13 protein-coding genes are annotated in these 17232 nt (G+C 59.1%); 6 read left to right on the top strand and 7 right to left on the bottom strand.

All coding sequences use genetic code 11. The annotated features are described in order from the left end of the window. The first annotated feature begins 9 nt into the window (after window positions 1-9). From ACX3P5_RS01335 to ACX3P5_RS01320, 4 genes are all read left to right on the top strand, one after another. Window positions 10-1323: an amidohydrolase gene (locus ACX3P5_RS01335; RefSeq protein ID WP_458968185.1), complete on the top strand. Its 1314-nt coding sequence runs from the start codon at window positions 10-12 to the stop codon at window positions 1321-1323. After that, window positions 1320-2762, top strand: a complete 1443-nt coding sequence (locus ACX3P5_RS01330) for a M20 family metallopeptidase (RefSeq protein ID WP_336755962.1) — start codon at window positions 1320-1322, stop codon at window positions 2760-2762. The genes ACX3P5_RS01335 and ACX3P5_RS01330 overlap by 4 nt, the downstream gene beginning before the upstream one ends. 166 nt (window positions 2763-2928) lie before the next feature. Next, on the top strand, window positions 2929-4446 hold the full coding sequence (abgT, locus tag ACX3P5_RS01325; RefSeq protein ID WP_458968184.1) for a p-aminobenzoyl-glutamate transporter: 1518 nt from the start codon (window positions 2929-2931) through the stop codon (window positions 4444-4446). A gap of 179 nt (window positions 4447-4625) precedes the next feature. Beyond that, the gene (locus ACX3P5_RS01320; RefSeq protein WP_458968183.1) at window positions 4626-6038 is read left to right on the top strand and encodes an MFS transporter; all 1413 of its coding nucleotides are present in this window, start codon (window positions 4626-4628) and stop codon (window positions 6036-6038) included. 51 nt (window positions 6039-6089) lie between these two features. On the opposite strand, the gene ACX3P5_RS01315 is transcribed toward ACX3P5_RS01320, so the two are convergent. The 3 genes from ACX3P5_RS01315 to ACX3P5_RS01305 are packed head-to-tail and all read right to left on the bottom strand — an operon-like array spanning window position 6090 to window position 9933. Next, window positions 6090-7400 carry a c-type cytochrome gene (locus tag ACX3P5_RS01315; RefSeq protein WP_458968182.1) on the bottom strand — a complete coding sequence of 437 codons (1311 nt, stop codon included), beginning with the start codon at window positions 7398-7400 and terminating at the stop codon, window positions 6090-6092. 11 nt (window positions 7401-7411) lie between these two features. Then, window positions 7412-9196, bottom strand: coding sequence for a GMC family oxidoreductase (locus ACX3P5_RS01310; protein WP_458968181.1), 1785 nt, complete (start codon window positions 9194-9196; stop codon window positions 7412-7414). A gap of 2 nt (window positions 9197-9198) precedes the next feature. Then, the gene (locus ACX3P5_RS01305; protein WP_233985544.1) at window positions 9199-9933 is read right to left on the bottom strand and encodes a gluconate 2-dehydrogenase subunit 3 family protein; all 735 of its coding nucleotides are present in this window, start codon (window positions 9931-9933) and stop codon (window positions 9199-9201) included. 274 nt (window positions 9934-10207) lie between these two features. Here ACX3P5_RS01305 and sbmA point away from each other — a divergent pair, with 274 nt between their 5' ends. After that, window positions 10208-11449, top strand: a complete 1242-nt coding sequence (sbmA, locus tag ACX3P5_RS01300) for a peptide antibiotic transporter SbmA (RefSeq protein WP_233985545.1) — start codon at window positions 10208-10210, stop codon at window positions 11447-11449. A 184-nt stretch (window positions 11450-11633) separates the two neighbouring features. Here sbmA and yncE read toward each other — a convergent pair whose 3' ends face one another. The 3 genes from yncE to ACX3P5_RS01285 form a co-directional block, all read right to left on the bottom strand. Then, complete coding sequence (gene yncE / locus ACX3P5_RS01295; protein WP_233985546.1) at window positions 11634-12686, bottom strand: 7-bladed beta-propeller protein YncE; 1053 nt, start codon at window positions 12684-12686, stop codon at window positions 11634-11636. 207 nt (window positions 12687-12893) lie between these two features. Continuing rightward, window positions 12894-13103: a YdgH/BhsA/McbA family protein gene (locus tag ACX3P5_RS01290; RefSeq protein ID WP_233985547.1), complete on the bottom strand. Its 210-nt coding sequence runs from the start codon at window positions 13101-13103 to the stop codon at window positions 12894-12896. 213 nt (window positions 13104-13316) lie between these two features. Beyond that, window positions 13317-14504 (bottom strand): MFS transporter, encoded by a 1188-nt coding sequence (locus ACX3P5_RS01285; RefSeq protein ID WP_293000149.1) that lies wholly within the window; start codon window positions 14502-14504, stop codon window positions 13317-13319. Window positions 14505-14608: 104 nt separating this feature from the next. On the opposite strand from ACX3P5_RS01285, the gene ACX3P5_RS01280 reads away from it, so the two are divergent. After that, entirely contained in the window at window positions 14609-15574 is a 966-nt protein-coding gene (locus tag ACX3P5_RS01280) for an AraC family transcriptional regulator (protein ID WP_233985549.1), read from the top strand. Here the strand turns inward: ACX3P5_RS01280 and ACX3P5_RS01275 are convergent. After that, the gene (locus ACX3P5_RS01275) at window positions 15571-17115 is read right to left on the bottom strand and encodes a methyl-accepting chemotaxis protein (RefSeq protein WP_458968180.1); all 1545 of its coding nucleotides are present in this window, start codon (window positions 17113-17115) and stop codon (window positions 15571-15573) included. The genes ACX3P5_RS01280 and ACX3P5_RS01275 overlap by 4 nt on opposite strands. Between the last annotated feature and the right edge of the window lie 117 nt (window positions 17116-17232).

The following is a 17232-nucleotide window of genomic DNA, read 5'->3' as shown; positions in this document are numbered from 1 at the left end:
ACAGTGCCGATGAATACCCTTTCCGACCTTATCAGCGCCCGGCTGGCGCAGCTCAAAAGCTGGCGCCGGGAGTTCCATCATTACGCGGAATCTGGCTGGCTGGAGTTCCGTACCGCCACGCGGGTCGCCGACGAGCTGCACAAGCTGGGTTATCACCTGCAACTGGGCCGTGAGGTGATCGACGCCGATGCGCGCATGGGCTTACCCAGCGAGACCGTGCTGCAGCAGCAGGAAGCCCGGGCGCTGCAGCAGGGCGCGTTACCGCAGTGGATCAACCACTTCTCCGGCGGTTTTTGCGGCATCGTTGCCACGCTGGAAACCGGTCGTCCCGGCCCGGTGATCGGCTTCCGGGTCGATATGGACGCGCTCGATCTCAATGAGAGTCAGGCGGAAGATCACCTGCCACAGCGTGAAGGCTTCGCCTCCTGCAATCCCGGCATGATGCACGCCTGCGGACACGACGGCCACACTACCATCGGCCTCGGCCTCGCCTCGGTGCTGATGGCGATGAAAGATCAGCTGAGCGGCACGATTAAACTCATTTTCCAGCCCGCCGAAGAGGGGGTTCGCGGTGCCAGAGCGATGGTGGCGGCTGGCGTGGTGGATGATGTTGATCTGTTTACCGCTATCCATCTCGGCACCGGCGTGCCAGCGGGTGAGCTGGTGTGTGGCAGCGACAGCTTCCTCGCCACCACCAAACTCGACGTCAATTTCACCGGCGTCGGCGCGCATGCCGGTGGTCGACCGGAAGAGGGCCGCAATGCCCTGCTGGCGGCGGCTCAGGCAACGCTGGCGCTGCACGGTCTTACCCAGCACAGCGGCGGTGTGGCGCGTGTCAACGTTGGCGTACTGCAGGCCGGTACCGGACGTAACGTGGTGCCCGACTGTGCGCTGCTGAAAGTCGAAACCCGCGGCGTCACCAATCAGGTTAACGATGACATCTACCAGCAGGCGCTGCGGGTCATCGCTGGCGCGGCGGCGATGTATGGCGTTGAGCACCAGGTCACGCTGATGGGGGCCGCCCGCAGCTGCACCCCAACCCAGCCGTGGGTCGATTTTATCCATCAGCAGGCAGAGGCGCTCGGCATCTTCGATTCGGTGGTCGATCGTAAGGCCCAGGCGGCCGGATCGGAAGATGCCACTTACATGATGGAGCGGGTGAAGCAACGCGGCGGGCAGGCTTCGTATGCCATCTTCGGCTGCGATCTGGCGGCGGGTCACCATAACGCGAAGTTCGACTTTGATGAGCAGGTGATGCCCGTGGCGATCGCGATGCTGGCAACCCTGGCGCTGAATCAGGCGCAGTTTGACGGAGGCCGATGATGGAAGCGTTCATTGCTGATTATATCGACCGTCATCAGGCGCGCTTCAGCGCACTCAGCGACGCCATCTGGGATACGCCGGAGACCCGCTTTGCCGAGACCCGCTCCTGCGCGCTGCTGGCCGATGCGCTGGCGGCGGAGGGCTTCACGGTAGAACGCGGCGTGGGCGGCCTGGATACCGCCTTTATTGCCAGCTTCGGCAGCGGTAAACCGGTGATTGCCATCCTTGGCGAGTTTGATGCGCTGGCGGGCCTGAGCCAGCAGGCGGGATGCGCCCGCCCGCAACCGCTGGAGGCCAACGGCAACGGTCACGGCTGCGGCCATAACCTGCTCGGTACCGCAGGCGTGGCGGCAGCCAGTGCGGTGAAAGCCTGGATGCAGCAACATCATACCGGCGGAACGGTGCGCTTTTACGGCTGTCCCGGTGAAGAAGGCGGCTCCGGCAAAACCTTTATGGTGCGCGAAGGGCTGTTTGATGATGTCGATGCCGCGGTGACCTGGCATCCCGAAGGCTTCAGCGGGATGTTTAATCTGCGCACGCTCGCCAATATCCAGGCGGCGTTCAGCTTCAAAGGCGTCGCGGCACATGCTGCTAACTCACCGCACCTCGGTCGCAGCGCACTGGATGCGGTCACCCTGATGAACACCGGTGCCAATTTTCTGCGTGAGCACATCGTGCAGGAAGCACGGCTGCACTATGCGGTGACTAACAGCGGCGGCGTCTCGCCGAATGTGGTGCAGGCCGACGCGGAAGTGCTCTACCTGATCCGCGCGCCGGAACTGCAGCAGGCGCAGGATATTTACCAGCGGGTGATCAATATCGCCCGCGGTGCGGCGCTGATGACCGACACCACCCTGACGGTGCGTTTTGACAAAGCCTGCTCTGACTACGTGCCCAATCGCGCGCTGGAAGCCGTGATGGAGCGTTATTTGCATCAGTTTGGTCTGCCCGATTACAGCGATGAGGAGCGAGCGTTCGCGGCAGAGATACGCGCCACCCTGACCGACGACGATCTGCGCAATGCGCGGCTCAACGCAGCCCGAACCGGCGGCGAAGCAGGCCAGGCCTGGGTTGAGCAACTGGGTGACCGGCTGTTTATGGATCAGGTAGCGCCTTATGCCGTGACGCGCGAGCTGCTGTATGGCTCAACGGATGTCGGGGATGTCAGCTGGGTGACGCCGACCGCGCAGTGCTTTGCGCCCTGCTTCACCTTCGGTACGCCGCTGCATACCTGGCAGCTGGTGGCGCAGGGTCGCACCAGCATCGCGCATAAGGGGATGTTTCTGGCTGGCAAAGTGATGGCCGCCACCGTCGTCACGCTGTTGCAGGATTCGGCGGCGCTGGCCCGTTGTCAGGCGGAGTTCGATCGGGTGCGCGCCTCACAGCCTTATCACTGCCCGATCCCGGCGGGGATCACACCGACAAAACTGGCCGAATGAGCCAACGGCCGCGTCACCGGCGCGGACCGCTATAAAAAAATATGATTGCAAACACCTTCCCGGATTCCGGCGTGCCGTTTGTAACCTATCGCCGGACGTCTCACTCAACGACCGGCGTCAGCGAACGCGCACCCGGATGACGGGACACAAGACGAGACCAGAAACTATGGAAGCAACATCAGAGAACCGCAGCCCTGGGCGACTTTTTAGCTGGGTTGAGCGGGTGGGAAATAAAGTTCCTAATCCCTTTTTACTGTTTGTCTATTTGATTGTGGTGCTGATGATCGCCACCGCCATTATCAGCGCGCTGGATCTGGCGGTTAAAAACCCCAGCAACGGCGAAATAGTGCGGGTTAATAACCTGCTGAGCATCGCCGGCATTCAGTGGATATTGCCCAACATCATCAAAAACTTCAGCAGTTTTACCCCGCTGGGATCGATTCTGGCGCTGGTGATTGGTGCCGGTCTGGCGGAAAAAGTCGGCTTACTGCAGTCGCTGATGGTGAAGATGGCGTCGCGCGTCAACCGCCGCTACGCCAGCTACATGGTGCTGTTTATCGCCTTTTTCAGCCATATCTCTTCCGATGCGGCGCTGGTGGTGATGCCGCCGCTGGGCGCGCTGATCTTCCTGGCGGTCGGCCGTCATCCGGTGGCCGGACTGCTGGCGGCGATTGCCGGTGTGGCCTCCGGCTTTACCGCCAACCTGCTGATCGTCACCACCGACGTGCTGCTTTCCGGCATCAGTACCGAAGCAGCCAAAGCGGTCAGCGACACGGTGCACGTCAGCGTCATCGATAACTGGTTTTTTATGGCGACCTCGGTGATTGTGCTGACCCTTGTCGGAGCGCTGCTGACCGATAAATTTGTTGAGCCGCGCCTGCCACAGTGGCAGGGCAGCGGCGAAAAACTGGCGGCTCTTACGCCGCTGGAGAACCGCGGCCTGCGCGCCGCCGGGATTGCCGCCCTGCTGTTTATCGCCCTGATGGCGCTGCTGGTGATACCGGAGAATGCGCCGCTGCGTAACCCCACCAGCGGGGCCATTATTCCCTCGCCGTTTATTCAGGGTATTGTGCCGATCATCATTCTGTTCTTCTTTGTGGTGGCGATTGCCTATGGCGTGGTGACCCGCCAGATCCGCCGTCCGGATGATATTCCGCAGCTGCTGGTCGATCCGATGAAAGGGATGGCGGGGTTTATTGTAATGGTGTTTCCGCTGTCGCAGTTCGTGGCGTTCTTTAACTGGAGCAACATGGGCAAGTTTATGGCGATCGGCCTGACCGACGTGCTGGAGAGTGCCGGCGTAAGCGGCGCACCCGCCTTTCTCGGGCTGATGTTCCTGTCGGCGTTTCTCTGCATGTTTATCGCCAGCGGCTCGGCGATCTGGTCGATTCTGGCGCCGGTGTTTGTGCCGATGTTTATGCTGCTCGGCTTTCATCCCGCCTTTGCGCAGATGATTTTCCGTATCGCCGACTCGGCGGTGCTGCCGCTGGCGCCGATGTCGCCGTTCCTGCCGCTGTTCCTCGCCTTTTTGCAGCGCTACCAGAAAGATGCGCAGCTCGGCACCTACTACGTGCTGATCTTCCCCTATCCGCTGGTGTTCTTTATCAGCTGGATTGCGCTGCTGGTGGTGTGGTACTGGCTGGGACTGCCGATCGGACCGGGCATCTGGCCGCATCTGCCGTAATGCACAACGCCACGGACGGCAAAAAGTGCAACGTACGTTGCTAAAAACTCACCAACATGCCTCTCGGCAACCGCAGGCGAATTGATTATTCTGCTATTTCTTCGCGTGCTAAGGGTTAACTATTTTAATAAGCATCAGCCCTGCGATTCCTGCAAACACTGCCCGAGGTCTGCCCCGACATGACAACCACCGTTACCACCGGGATCACGCCGATGCCTGCCGCATCGGCCTCCCGTTCCAGCTTAGCTGGCCGTATTGATGCCCTGCCCTCGTCCGCCGGATTATGGCGCTTTATCACCCTGCTGGCGCTGGGCGGCTTTTTCGAACTCTACGATCTGTTTGAAACCGGCTATATCAGCTCCGGCCTGCTGGCGGCCGGACTGTTTCACACCGGCGGCGCTGGCGTGTTCGGATTCTCCGATCAGGCGGCGTTTGCTTCTGCCACCTTTCTCGGTCTGTTTATCGGTGCCAGCCTGCTGGCTCCTTACGCCGACCGCTTTGGCCGCCGTCTGACCTTTATGTGCGCGCTGTTGTGGTACGGCCTGTTTTCACTGCTGATGGCGTTTCAGCAGAGCGCAGAGATGATTATCCTGTTCCGCCTGCTGGTGGGTATCGGCCTCGGCGTCGAGCTGGTAACCATCGATACCTATCTGTCGGAATGGGTGCCCAGTCATCTGCGCAGCCGGGCGTTCGCCTTCGCCTTTTTTGTACAGTTTCTGTCGGTGCCCGCCGTGGCACTGATCTCCTGGTGGCTGGTGCCACAAACGCTGCTCAGCCTCGAAGGCTGGCGCTGGGTGGTGATCGCCGGTGCGGTCTGTTCGCTGGTGATCTGGTTGATTCGCAAAAACCTGCCGGAATCGGCGCGCTGGCTGGCACAGCAGGGCCGTCATCAACAGGCACACCAGGTGCTTTCTACCATGGAACAACGCTGCGGCCTGACGCCAGGCGCGCCCTTTCCGCCCGATGACGCCGCCGCACAGCTGCCAAAACGGGGGCGTTTTCGTGAAATCTGGTCACCCGCATACCGCCAGCGCACCCTGATGCTGGTGGTGATGAACTTCTTCCAGGCGATCGGCTTCTTTGGTTTTGGTAACTGGCTGCCTGCGCTGCTGTCGGGCAGCGGCACCACGGTGACCCACAGTTTGCTGTATGCCTTTTTTATCACGCTGGCCTATCCGCTCGGTTCGCTGATCTCCAGCCGCTACGCGGATAAGCTGGAGAATAAATGGCAGATCGTGTTGTCATCGCTGATGACCGTGGTGTTCGGCACGCTGTTTGCCTTTCAGACCCAGCCGCTGATGCTGATCGCCTGTGGTTTCCTTATCACCTGGTCTAACGCCTGGCTGACCTTCAGCTATCACGCCTATCAGACCGAGATTTTCCCGACCCACATTCGCGCCCGTGCCGTTGGCTTCTGCTATTCGTTCAGCCGTCTCTCTACGGTGTTCAGCAGTATCCTGATCGGTGTGATTTTGCAGTACGCCGGTACGCCAGGCGTGATCGCCTTTATCGTACTGAGCATGTTGATTGTGATGCTGTCGGTGGGCTTGTACGGACCTAAGACCCGCGGGATCGATCTGGAGAATATCTAGCAGAAAAGAAGCGGCCGGTACCGCCAGGGTACCGGCCCGCTTTATGGCAGTTTACTTACCTTCCAGCACCCGGATATCGGCGCTGCCCAGGCGATCTTTCTCATCTTTACGCAGCTCAGCGACCTGCTTTGCGCTGACCGGTTCAGACGCTTTGTTGCCCCAGCTGTTGCGCACGAAGTTCACCACATCGGCAACCTGCTGATCGTTCAGACGCCAGCCGAACGCCGGCATGGTAATGGTTGACGGTGCGCCCTTCACGCCAGGCAGCTGACCGCCCACCAGCACGATATGGATCAGCGAGGTCGGATCATCGGCCTGTACCACCGGATTGCCACGCAGCGCCGGGAAGAAGCGCTGATAGCCGCTGCCGTCGGTTTTATGGCAGGCGGCACAGCTGTCGACATAGACCGATGCGCCGGTCGCGCTGTCATCGCCTTTCCACAACGCTTTGGCGGTGGCGTCATCGATGCTGAAGACCGTCTGGTGCGGATCTTTCGCACCCAGCGACTTCAGATAGCGCGCAATGGCGGTGATATCGGCGTCGCTCAGATGCTGCAGACTGTGCTCCACCACCTCGGTCATGCCACCAAAGGCGGCGGTCTGATCGTTGCGGCCATAGCGCAGGAACTGACGCAGATCCTCTTCACTCCAGCGGCCCAGGCCGTCACGGTTATCGCCGCGCAGGTTGCTGGCGGTCCAGCCATCAATCGGCGCGCTGCTGCCAGCCAGATAGTCGTGACCTTCCTCGTTGTTCAGCGCTTTTTCCTGCATGGTGACGCTACGCGGCGTGTGGCAGGCACCACAGTGGCCCAGCCCTTCGACCAGGTAGCGACCGCGCGCCAGCACCGGGTCCTCCTGTGCGGCAGGCTGGAACGCCTTCACTTCCGGCGCAAATACCGTACGCCAGATCGCCAGCGGCCAGCGCATCGACAGCGGCCACGGAATGTCACTCTCTTTATTCGGCTGCTTCACCGCCGCCACGCCGTGCATGAAGTAAGCATACAGCGCCTTCATGTCCTCATCGCTGACCACCGCGTAAGAGGGAAACGGCATCGCCGGATAGAGCGTATCGCCATTTTTCGCCACGCCGTGACGGACCGCTTTCTGGAAGTCATCGTAGCTGTAGTCGCCAATGCCGGTCGCCGCATCGGGCGTGATATTGGTGGAGTAGATTGTGCCAATCGGCGTCGCCATCGGCAGGCCGCCGGCAAACGCCGCACCGTCTTTCGCGGTGTGGCAGGCCACACAGTCACCGGCTCGCGCCAGATACTCGCCCCGCTTCACCAGCTCGTCACGGTTGTCATCCGCCAGCGCGGCGAAGGTCAGGGTGCCCAGAATCAGGGCCAGAATGCCATTTTTCATCGCCATGTTCCTTATGCCTGCACCAGTGGACCTGGGTTTTTCAGGTACTGCTCACGAATCGCTCTGGCTGACCAGTATGTCAGCGCCGCCACCATGCCGGTCGGGTTGTAGCCCAGTCCCTGCGGGAAGGCGGAAGCGCCTGGCACGAACACATTTGGCACATCCCAGCTCTGCAGATAGCGGTTGACCGCGCTGGTTTTCGGGTCCTCGCCCATGATCGCGCCACCGCTGATGTGGGTGGTCTGATAGACGGTGGAATCAAAATGGGCACCCGGCTTTTTCGCGCCGCCGATGATCATTTTCGGGTTCATCGCTTCGGCGATTTTATGCATCTTGCCGACCATGAACTGCGCCATTTTGATGTCGTTCTCCTGCCAGTCGAAAGTCATGCGCAGCAGCGGCTGACCATAGGCATCTTTGTAGTTCGGATCGAGATCGAGGTAGTTCACGCGATAGGACTGGTGCGCACCGTGGGCATCCATCGACAGATGATGGGTATAGGTGTCGGCCACGGCGGCTTTCCACTGGCTGCCCCAGTTTGGCGTGCCCGTTGGCACCGGCAGGCCAGAGACCGGTTTGGTGCCCGCCTGGTTGACCCAGAATGGCGATCCGCCGACAAAGCCATGCGGGCCGTGATCGAAGTTATCAGCATTGAAATCATCAATCCCGACGCCCGCGCCACCCGCACCGATAAACGGGTTGGTGGTGGTATTTTTGTCGAACAGCGCCTTCAGCGTCGAGAGGTTCTGATAGGCGAAGTTACGACCGACGGTGCCTTCGTTGGTGATCGGGTTGTAAGGCTTGCCGATGCCCGACAGCAGCATCAGGTGCACGTTGTGGAACTGGAAGGCGGAGAGGATCACCAGATCTGCCGGCTGCACCTGCTCACGGCCCTGGCCATCCACATAGGTCACGCCGGTGGCGCGCTTTTTGTCGTCAGTGAGGTTAACGCGCAGCACGTAAGCGTTGTTGCGCAGCTCAAACTTCGGCTCCTGGCGCAGCGCGGGCAGAATATTGACGTTCGGCGAGGCTTTGGAATACATGTAGCAGGCATAGCCACTGCAGAAACCGCAGAAGTTGCACGGTCCCATCTGTGCGCCGTAGGGATTGGTGTAAGGACCTGAGGTATTCGCAGACGGCAGATCGTAAGGATGATAGCCCACTGATTCCGCCGCCTGGGCGAACAGCTGCGCCGAATAAGTGCGCTTCTGCGCGGGCAGCGGGAAGTTATCTGAGCGATCGGGCGCAAACGGGTTACCGCCCTTCTCTTTCCCCACCACTTTGCCTTTGATGCTCCAGGCGCTGCCTGAAGTACCAAACACCTTTTCCGCCTTGTCGAAGAAGGGCTCCAGTTCGTCATAGCTGACGCCGAAGTCCTGAATCGTCATGCCTTCCGGAATGAAGTTTTTGCCGTAGCGCTCTTCGTAATGGCTGCGCATCTGCAGCTCAATCGGATCAACGCGGAAATGGACGCCGGACCAGTGCAGGCCTGCGCCGCCGGTGCCGGTACCCGGCAGAAACGCCGCCAGCTGGCGATAAGGCACCGCAGTCTGCGAAGCATCATGACGGATGGTGACGGTGCTTTTAGAGAGATCCTGGAACAGTTTTTTGCGAACGTTATAGGTCAGCTCGTCAATTGACTGCGGATACGCGCCGTCAGGATAGGTATCGCGATGCGGTCCGCGCTCCAGCGCCAGCACGTTGAGGCCCGCCTCGGTCAGCTCTTTCGCCATGATCGCGCCTGCCCAGCCGAAGCCGACAATTACCGCATCCACTTTTTTCATTTCGTTTGCCATGCTTACGCTCTCTCCCCGCGAATTGACACTGACGGGAACGGATAACGTTCACCGCGCTCTACCCAGTCCATAAAGTCGGCGCGTGCGCCAGGGAAGTTGATCAGCTTCCAGCCCACCATCCCCTGATTGCCGCCGTGGATGGGATCGCTGAAGAAGCCTTCGCGGGTGTTTTGCAGCAGGAACGCAAAGAAAGTTTTGGCCGGTAGCTGGCTGAACTGCGCGCTGCCGCTTTCCATCGCCTGCAGTAAGGCATCCTGCTGTTCGCCGCTCAGCTGCGCGAACGCCTTGCCATGCTGCTGTTGGCTGAAATGATCGGCGTCGGCAATGCCGAGGCGATAGATCTGCTGCGGTACCAGCGGCAGCTGGTAGCCCAGCTCTTTGGGCAGGTCGGGATTAAACGGTCCCTGCATATACCAGTTGGAGCCGGTGGCGTACGGAGTATTCATCTGACGATCGATGAACTCAGGTACGCCCGCCTCCAGCGCGCCAGGACCGCGTTCATCGTTTGGGATCAGGCGCGCAACGGCGGCGGTGATAAACGCAAATTCTTCGGCGGTGAACCAGGCTGGCTGGTAGTCACGCGCCTGTTGCGGTGCGGCCGGGGCCTCAGCCGCCTGTGCCGCCAGCGGCAGCGACAGTGCGCCCATCGCCGTGGTGCCTACCGCCATTGCTGGCGCCAGGGTAATAGTCTTCAGCAAAAAATCCCTGCGTGAATGACCCTTTTTTTGTTCTGACATGACATTGCCTCATTCCCGCCATTCAGGCGGTATGAAAGGGTAAATGGTTGCGTTGTTATGGTTTTTATTAGCGGATTCAGGGTTACAGCTTGATTGTTACCGGTAACAATGGGCGCTAGTGTAACACTGCTGTCGAGAAAGATTTAGCCTCTGGAAACAAAACCGCACAATTTCATTAACATCTATCCCCTTACTGTCATCAGCAGAAACAACAGACTACAGACATCAGGCAGGCAAAACGTTATAACAGGCAACACACAACAGCGGAGTGCCTATGTTTAAGTCTTTTTTCCCGCGGCCAGCGCTGTTTTTCAGCTCAGCGGCCATCTGGAGCTTATTAGCGATTTTTGCCTGGTTCGGCTTTGCCGCGCACCTGCCCGGTATGTGGCCAACATTCGAAGCCGCCATGAAACAACCTTTGCCAACCACTGCCGCACGGTTTATCGCCGCCAGCCAGCTGTGGTTTTATCTCTATTACTGGGTAATGGTGGCCATTTTTGCCCTCGCCTGGCGGCTGATTGATAATCATCCGTGGCAGCGCTGGTCAGTCTGGGGTTCGGCGCTGATTATCTTTGTCACCTGGTTTGGGGTGCAGGTCGGCGTAGCGGTCAACGCCTGGTATGGCCCGTTTTACGATCTGATTCAGAAGGCGCTGACAAAAGCAGGATCGGTGCAGATCGTCGAGTTTTACCACGAAGTACGTGCATTTCTCGGCATCGCGCTGATTGCGGTGGTGATTGGAGTCCTTAATTCCTTCTTTATCAGCCACTGGGTTTTCCGCTGGCGTACCGCCATGAACAATTACTACATGCACAACTGGCAGCGACTGCGTCACGTTGAAGGTGCGGCGCAGCGTGTACAGGAAGACACCATGCGGTTTGCCTCCACGCTGGAAGACTGGGGCGTCAGTTTTATTCAGGCGATCATGACCCTGGTGGCCTTTTTGCCGGTGCTGGTGGCGCTATCACACCACGTTAAAGATGTGCCCTTCCTTGGCAATATTCCTTATGCGCTGGTGATTGCCGCCGTGCTGTGGTCGGTGTTTGGCACCGGATTACTGGCGATAGTCGGGATTAAACTGCCAGGCCTGGAGTTTCGTAATCAGCGGGTGGAAGCGGCTTACCGTAAAGAGCTGGTGTATGGCGAGGATAATGCGGACCGTGCCCGGCCGCAGACGGTGCAGGAGCTGTTTGGTCGGGTGCGGTTCAACTACTTCCGCCTCTACTTTCACTATCTCTACTTCAACATCACCCGCATTCTCTATCTGCAGGTTGATAACGTGTTTGGCCTGTTCCTGCTGTTTCCGTCGATTGTGGCGGGCACCATTACGCTGGGCCTGCTGAACCAGATCACCAACGTGTTTGACCAGGTGCGCGGTTCGTTCCAGTACCTGATCGCCTCATGGTCAACGCTGGTTGAACTGATGTCGATCTACAAGCGTCTGCGCAGTTTTGAGCAGATTCTGGATGATATCCCACACGATGAGATGATGCGCGAAGCGTCAGAAGAGGTCTGATCGATTAAGGATAGCGACACTGTAGCTAGCGTGATCGGCTTCCCGCCTCGGTCGGAAATGACCTCAGCTCCCGGCCCGCGTCAGCGGGCTTTTTTACGGCAAAAAGCCACTCGTCAGAGTGGCTTCAGAGTACACAACGCCGGGGTTAAACGGCTCGCCCGTGCCGATAAGCGGCGATCACCTTTTACAGTGCAATACGCATTACGCTGTCAGGATCTTTTGGCGGCGCTTTACGCGAACCCGGTTGCTTCACGCTGACATACAACGCTTTGCCGTCAGCAGAGAGCGCCAGGCTGTTGGGTAAACCGGGGGTTTTCACGCTGCGCTTCACGCTGTAACTGCTGGCATCAATGATGCTGACTTCACCCGCTTTACGATGGGTGACATAGAGCTCATTACGATCCGGATTGAACAGCACCGCCAGCGACTCCGGCACAGCGATCCGCTGGATCACCTGCTGATTACGCAGATCCACCACCAGCACCTGCGCCTGCTTCGAATCGCTGAGGAAGGCTCGCTGACCGCGCGTATCCAGCGCAATGTTCAGGAAAAAGTGCGCTTTATCGCCATCGATCTTCTGCTTTTTCTCCACGGCATTGGTGCGGGCGTTGATGGTGACCAGTTCACCGTCGCCGTTGGTCACGTAGACTTTCTGCGCCGCCGAATCGACCGCCAGGCCGGTTCCCATCTTGCCGGTATCTGGCACGGTACTAATCAGTTGCAGCGTGCTGCCATCCACCACCCAGACCACGCTCTGCGGTCCCAGACCGGTAACATAGACGCGATTGGTTTTGACATCGACCGCCACCTGTCGCGGCTGCAGCGGACGCACCGTTTCACTGCGCTTACGGCTATCCAGTACCAGAGTGTTCAGCACTTTTCCGCTGCTGGCATCGATGGCGGTCAGCGAACCCTCAACGGTATTGCCGACGTAAAGCACATTTGTCTGCGGATTGATCGCCGCGCCAAACGCCTTCAGTTCGGTATTGATCGACTGCTGCACCGCCAGCGTGGTGGGATCGAGACGGAACACCGTGCCGCCGTTACCGCTGCTGTTCTGCGATGAGGCCACAAACAGCGCGTTATCTTTTGGGCTGACGGCCAGTTCATATACGCCTTTGCCGATCGGCTGATTGATATCGTCTGCCTGCGCCGTCACTAATCCTGACGCAGAAAACAGCGCGGTTGCCAGCACCAGAGGACGCAGCGCCCAGCGGGTTTTGATTAACGCTTTCATAACTTCTCCATAGTTAATTCACCGCAGACGCGGTGAAAAGAAAGCCCGACATTGCAACCAGAAAGTCTCTGATCCGGGATCAGATGAGTTTGTTTTTGAGAATAATAATTATTTCGGGGGGAAAGAGACAGGATTATTATGGATGAGCGGCAAACGCCGCCAGGACGCCGGGTGGCGTCCTGTCAGCATAAGCGGATAAAGCGTGGCTTATTTCAGCAGTTCAGCGGTCATGTGAACGCCGTTATTGGTGTAGGCTTCGGTGATTTTATATGAAGCACCTTGTTCCTGCGCCTGAGCAGCAATTTTCGCTTCAGCGCCATCAAGCGTAGAGTCGATAGCGGTCACAGACTGGGCGAAACTGGCGAATGGCAGAACAGAAAGCGCGATAACTGCTGCAAAAGTTTTGATAGATTTCATGGTCAATTCCTCGATTAAGTTTTATCAGGTAAGGCGTGCTGCCTTGTTGATAGATATACTAGACCGGATCTTGATCAGTAAAAAGCGGAGACTTTTGCTTAACTCATTCAATAAAACTGATGATAAAAAAGCACGTCTTGTATAGTTATCGCTCAAAAGGTTAATAATCCACACTCAGAAAAAAAGGCAGCATAAATGGCTGCCTTGCTCGATTTAACCGTGATGCCGTACCCGGGTGAAGATAGTCAGCGCCGCCAGCAGCATCAGTCCCCCGCTGGCGAGGAACACACCGCCTGCGCCGCGCAGGTCAAACATCCAGCCGCCTGCCGCTGCCCCAACGGTGATCGCCAGCTGGATGGTAGCCACCAGTAAGCCGCCGCCCGATTCTGCATCGTCCGGCACGGCGCGTGAAATCCAGGTTGACCAGCCGGTCGGCATCGAACCAAACGCCATGCCCCATACCGCCACCCCGACGCCTACCAGCCAGCTGACGTCGCCGAAGCTCACCAGCAGCAGCGCGGTGAGGCTCATCAGCAGCGCCATGCCGCTCAGGGTCAGCGATACGCTGCGGGTCACCAGATAACCGGCCAGCGAGGTGCCAAAAAAGTTCGCCACGCCAAAGGCCAGCAACGCCAGCGACAGCTGGTTGAGATTCAGTTGGGCAACGCTTTCCAGGAACGGGCGCAGATAGGTAAAGAAGGCGAAGTGACCGGTAAACATCATAATGACGGCCAGCATACCCCAGCGCATCACCCCGATACGCAGCAGATCCAGTACCCCGCCGCTGCGCGTTTTGTTCTCTGGCGGCATCGCGGGCAGGGTAAAGAACTGCCACAGCAGCGCCACCGCACCTAATCCGGCGGTCAGCATAAAGATGTTACGCCAGCCGACCAGCCCACCGAGGTAACTGCCGAGCGGCGTTGCAATGATTGTCGCCAGCGAGATGCCGCTAAAGACAATCGATAACGCGCGTGGCACCTGATCGGCCGGCACCAGCCGCATGGTAATGGCGGTCGATAACGTCCAGAAGCCACCGATCGCCATTCCCAGCAGTACGCGCGCCAGCAGGATTGTCGTCAGGCTGCCAGCCAGCGCTACCATTAGCGCTGAAGCGATCAGCAGCAGCGAAAACACCAGCATCACGATGCGGCGGTCAATCCGTCGGGTGACGCTGGCGGTGATCAGACTGGTAAACAGCGCGACCAGCGCGGTGATGGTAACAGTCTGGCCCGCCTGGCCTTCGGAGACGCCAAGGCTGTGGGCCATTGGCGTCAGTAAACTGACCGGTAAAAATTCGGCGGTGATCAGGCTGAATACGCCAAACGCCATAGCAAATACCGCGCCCCACGCGGGACGGGCGGGCGAGGAAACCTCATCAGCCACTTCGGTTGTCAGACTCATGCTGCTTCTCCGGATAGAAAAAAAGTAAGTGTGAGCATAGAGGGCAGACGCAAGACGATCTATGATGCTTACACCGTCATTTTTGATAATTCGTCTGGATTCACATGAGCCATTATGAAGATCTGACCAGTGAACTGCTGATGGGAATGCGGCTGTACGGCGTGAACTATCAGCGCATCGCCGTCAGCGCCCCGTTTGGGTTGCGCTTCGACAATTCGCCAGGCCGGGCGCAGTTTCACTTTGTCGGACGCGGTTCGCTGCTGGTGCGCAGTGCCTCAGGCGAGGTGTTTCAGCTTAACAGCGGCGATGCGTTGCTGGTGCCGCACGGTAAACCGCACAGCCTGATCTCCAGCGAAGAAGCGGATTGTCAGTGCATCGCCAATATGACCAGCAAGCCGATCTGCGACAGCGTCTGTGCCATTAATGCGCCAGCCGATGCCTGCGACGATGAGCATAGCGTGCTGCTGTTCAGCGCCTGTATGGCGTTTGAACTCGGAGGGATGCAGCCGCTGATCAATACCATGCCGGATGTGATGCTGGTCAGCACGCTGCTGTCGCAATACCCGGAGATCCGGCCGATTCTGGAAGCGATGGAGCGCGAGTCGCGGACCCGTCAGGCGGGCTTCGCTGGCATTCTTTCGCGGCTGGCGGACGTGGTGGCGGCGCTGATTGTGCGCGGCTGGGTGGAAAACGGCTGCGGCAAAAGTAGCGGGCTGGTACAGGCGATGCGCGACCCGCGGCTCAGCCAGGCCATTGCGGCCATGCACCGCGAACCGGGTGAAAACTGGACGGTAGCGCGGCTGGCGCGCGTGGCGGGCTGCTCACGCTCGGTATTTGCCGAACGCTTTCTGAACGCCACCAGCATGACGCCGCTGCGTTACCTGACCGAACTGCGGATGCGGCTGGCAGTGCAGCGCATTGTGAATAACGGTGAAGCGGTGGAAGCCGTCGCCTTTCATCTCGGCTACGGCTCGATTGCCGCCTTCAGTCGCGCCTTTAAGCGCATTGTCGGTCAGTCGCCTGGCGCGCTGCGGGCCGGACGCGAGAGCGCCCAGGCGCTGGCCTCTTAGCGAAAGACGCTGATCGCCTCGACCAGGCGGTTAGCCTGATGCGTCATCCGACCGGAGGCTTCAGCGCTTTCGGCCACGCGGGCGGCGTTCTGGTGGGTGATGTCGTCGAGATCTTCCACCGCGCTGCTGACTTCGCTTAACGCCGTCGCCTGTTCCGCGGTGGCCGCGCTGATCTGCGCAATCAGTGCCGTGACGTTCTGTACCTGCGACACGATATCCTGCATCGTCCGGCCGGCCGCGCTGGCGTGATCATTGCCGGATTGCACCCGGCTGGCGCTGGTCTCGACCAGCGTTTTAATCTCGCTGGCGGCTTTGGCGCTGCGCTGCGCCAGGTTACGCACTTCACCTGCCACAACCGCAAACCCTTTGCCCTGTTCGCCAGCGCGTGCGGCTTCGACTGCCGCGTTCAGCGCCAGGATATTGGTCTGGAAGGCAATGCCGTCAATCACGCTGGTAATGTTGGCGATACGCTTTGAGCTGTCGGCAATTTCGCCCATCATCTCCATCATCTCTTTCATCACGTCGCCGCCTTTCATCGCCGCGCTGCTGGTATCTGACGACAGGGTGTTCACTTCATGAGCGGTTTCGGTGTTGCTTTTCACCGTCGCGGTCATCTCATTCATGGTGGCGGCGGTCTGCTGCACGTTGGCCGCCGCCTGCTCGGTGCGGCGACTCAGTTCATTGTTGCTGCGGGCGATGGCATCGCTGGCGCTGAGCACGTTGATTGCCTGTCCGCTGACGTCATCGACCAGCCAGCGGAACATAAGTCCGAGCTGGCCGATGGCGCGCAGCGTCACGCCGACTTCATCCACCCGATCCATCTGCTCGACTTTATGACTGGCACCGGTCGCCACGCTCAGCGCCTGTTTGCACATCCGCTCGATAGGTCGCGAGATCTGCTGCTCCAGCCACAGGCTGGACAGCGCCAGCAGCGCCGCCATGCCTGCGGTGAAGCTGCCCAGCGCCGTCGGCGTGACGCCCAGCGCCCAGACACCCGCCACCGACAGCGGCAATAAGGTCAGTAGCGTGCTGCGGATGCGCCAGCGAAGCGGTAGCGTTTTCAGCAGTGAGGCGGGACGACGCCAGCCGCTGCGCACCACCAGCCCCTTGTAGAAACGTCGCCCTTTCGCGCGTCCGGCCTGGAAATCCTGATACAGCGCCTCGGCCTGACGCACCTCTTCCACGCCCGGTTTAGTGCGCACCGACATATAGCCCTGCACTTTGCCGTCCCGGACCACCGGAATGGCGTTGGCACGCACCCAGTAGTGATCGCCATTTTTACGGCGGTTTTTCACCAGTGCCGTCCAGGGTTCGCCCTGTTTCAGCGTCGCCCACATATCGGCAAAGGCCTCAGGCGGCATATCCGGGTGACGCACCATATTGTGTGGCTGCCCGTTAATCTCTTCGGTAGTAAATCCGCTCGCTTCGATAAAGGCATCGTTGGCATAGGTAATGTAGCTGTTGAGATCGGTAGTCGACATCAGGGTCGCATGATCGTCGAACAGATATTCACGCTGGGAGACAGGCTGGTTGTTACGCATCACAAGAGTCCTTGAGTACCCATCTCCTGCACGCTGCCAGTGAACGCCAGTGTGAAAAAGTCAGGTTGAGAAATAACGATTATCTTTTTTTATGTTTTCGGCATGGCCCATCACTCT

Source organism: Pantoea sp. S-LA4, from assembly GCF_054482835.1.
This window is presented reverse-complemented; position numbering and strand designations above follow the sequence as displayed.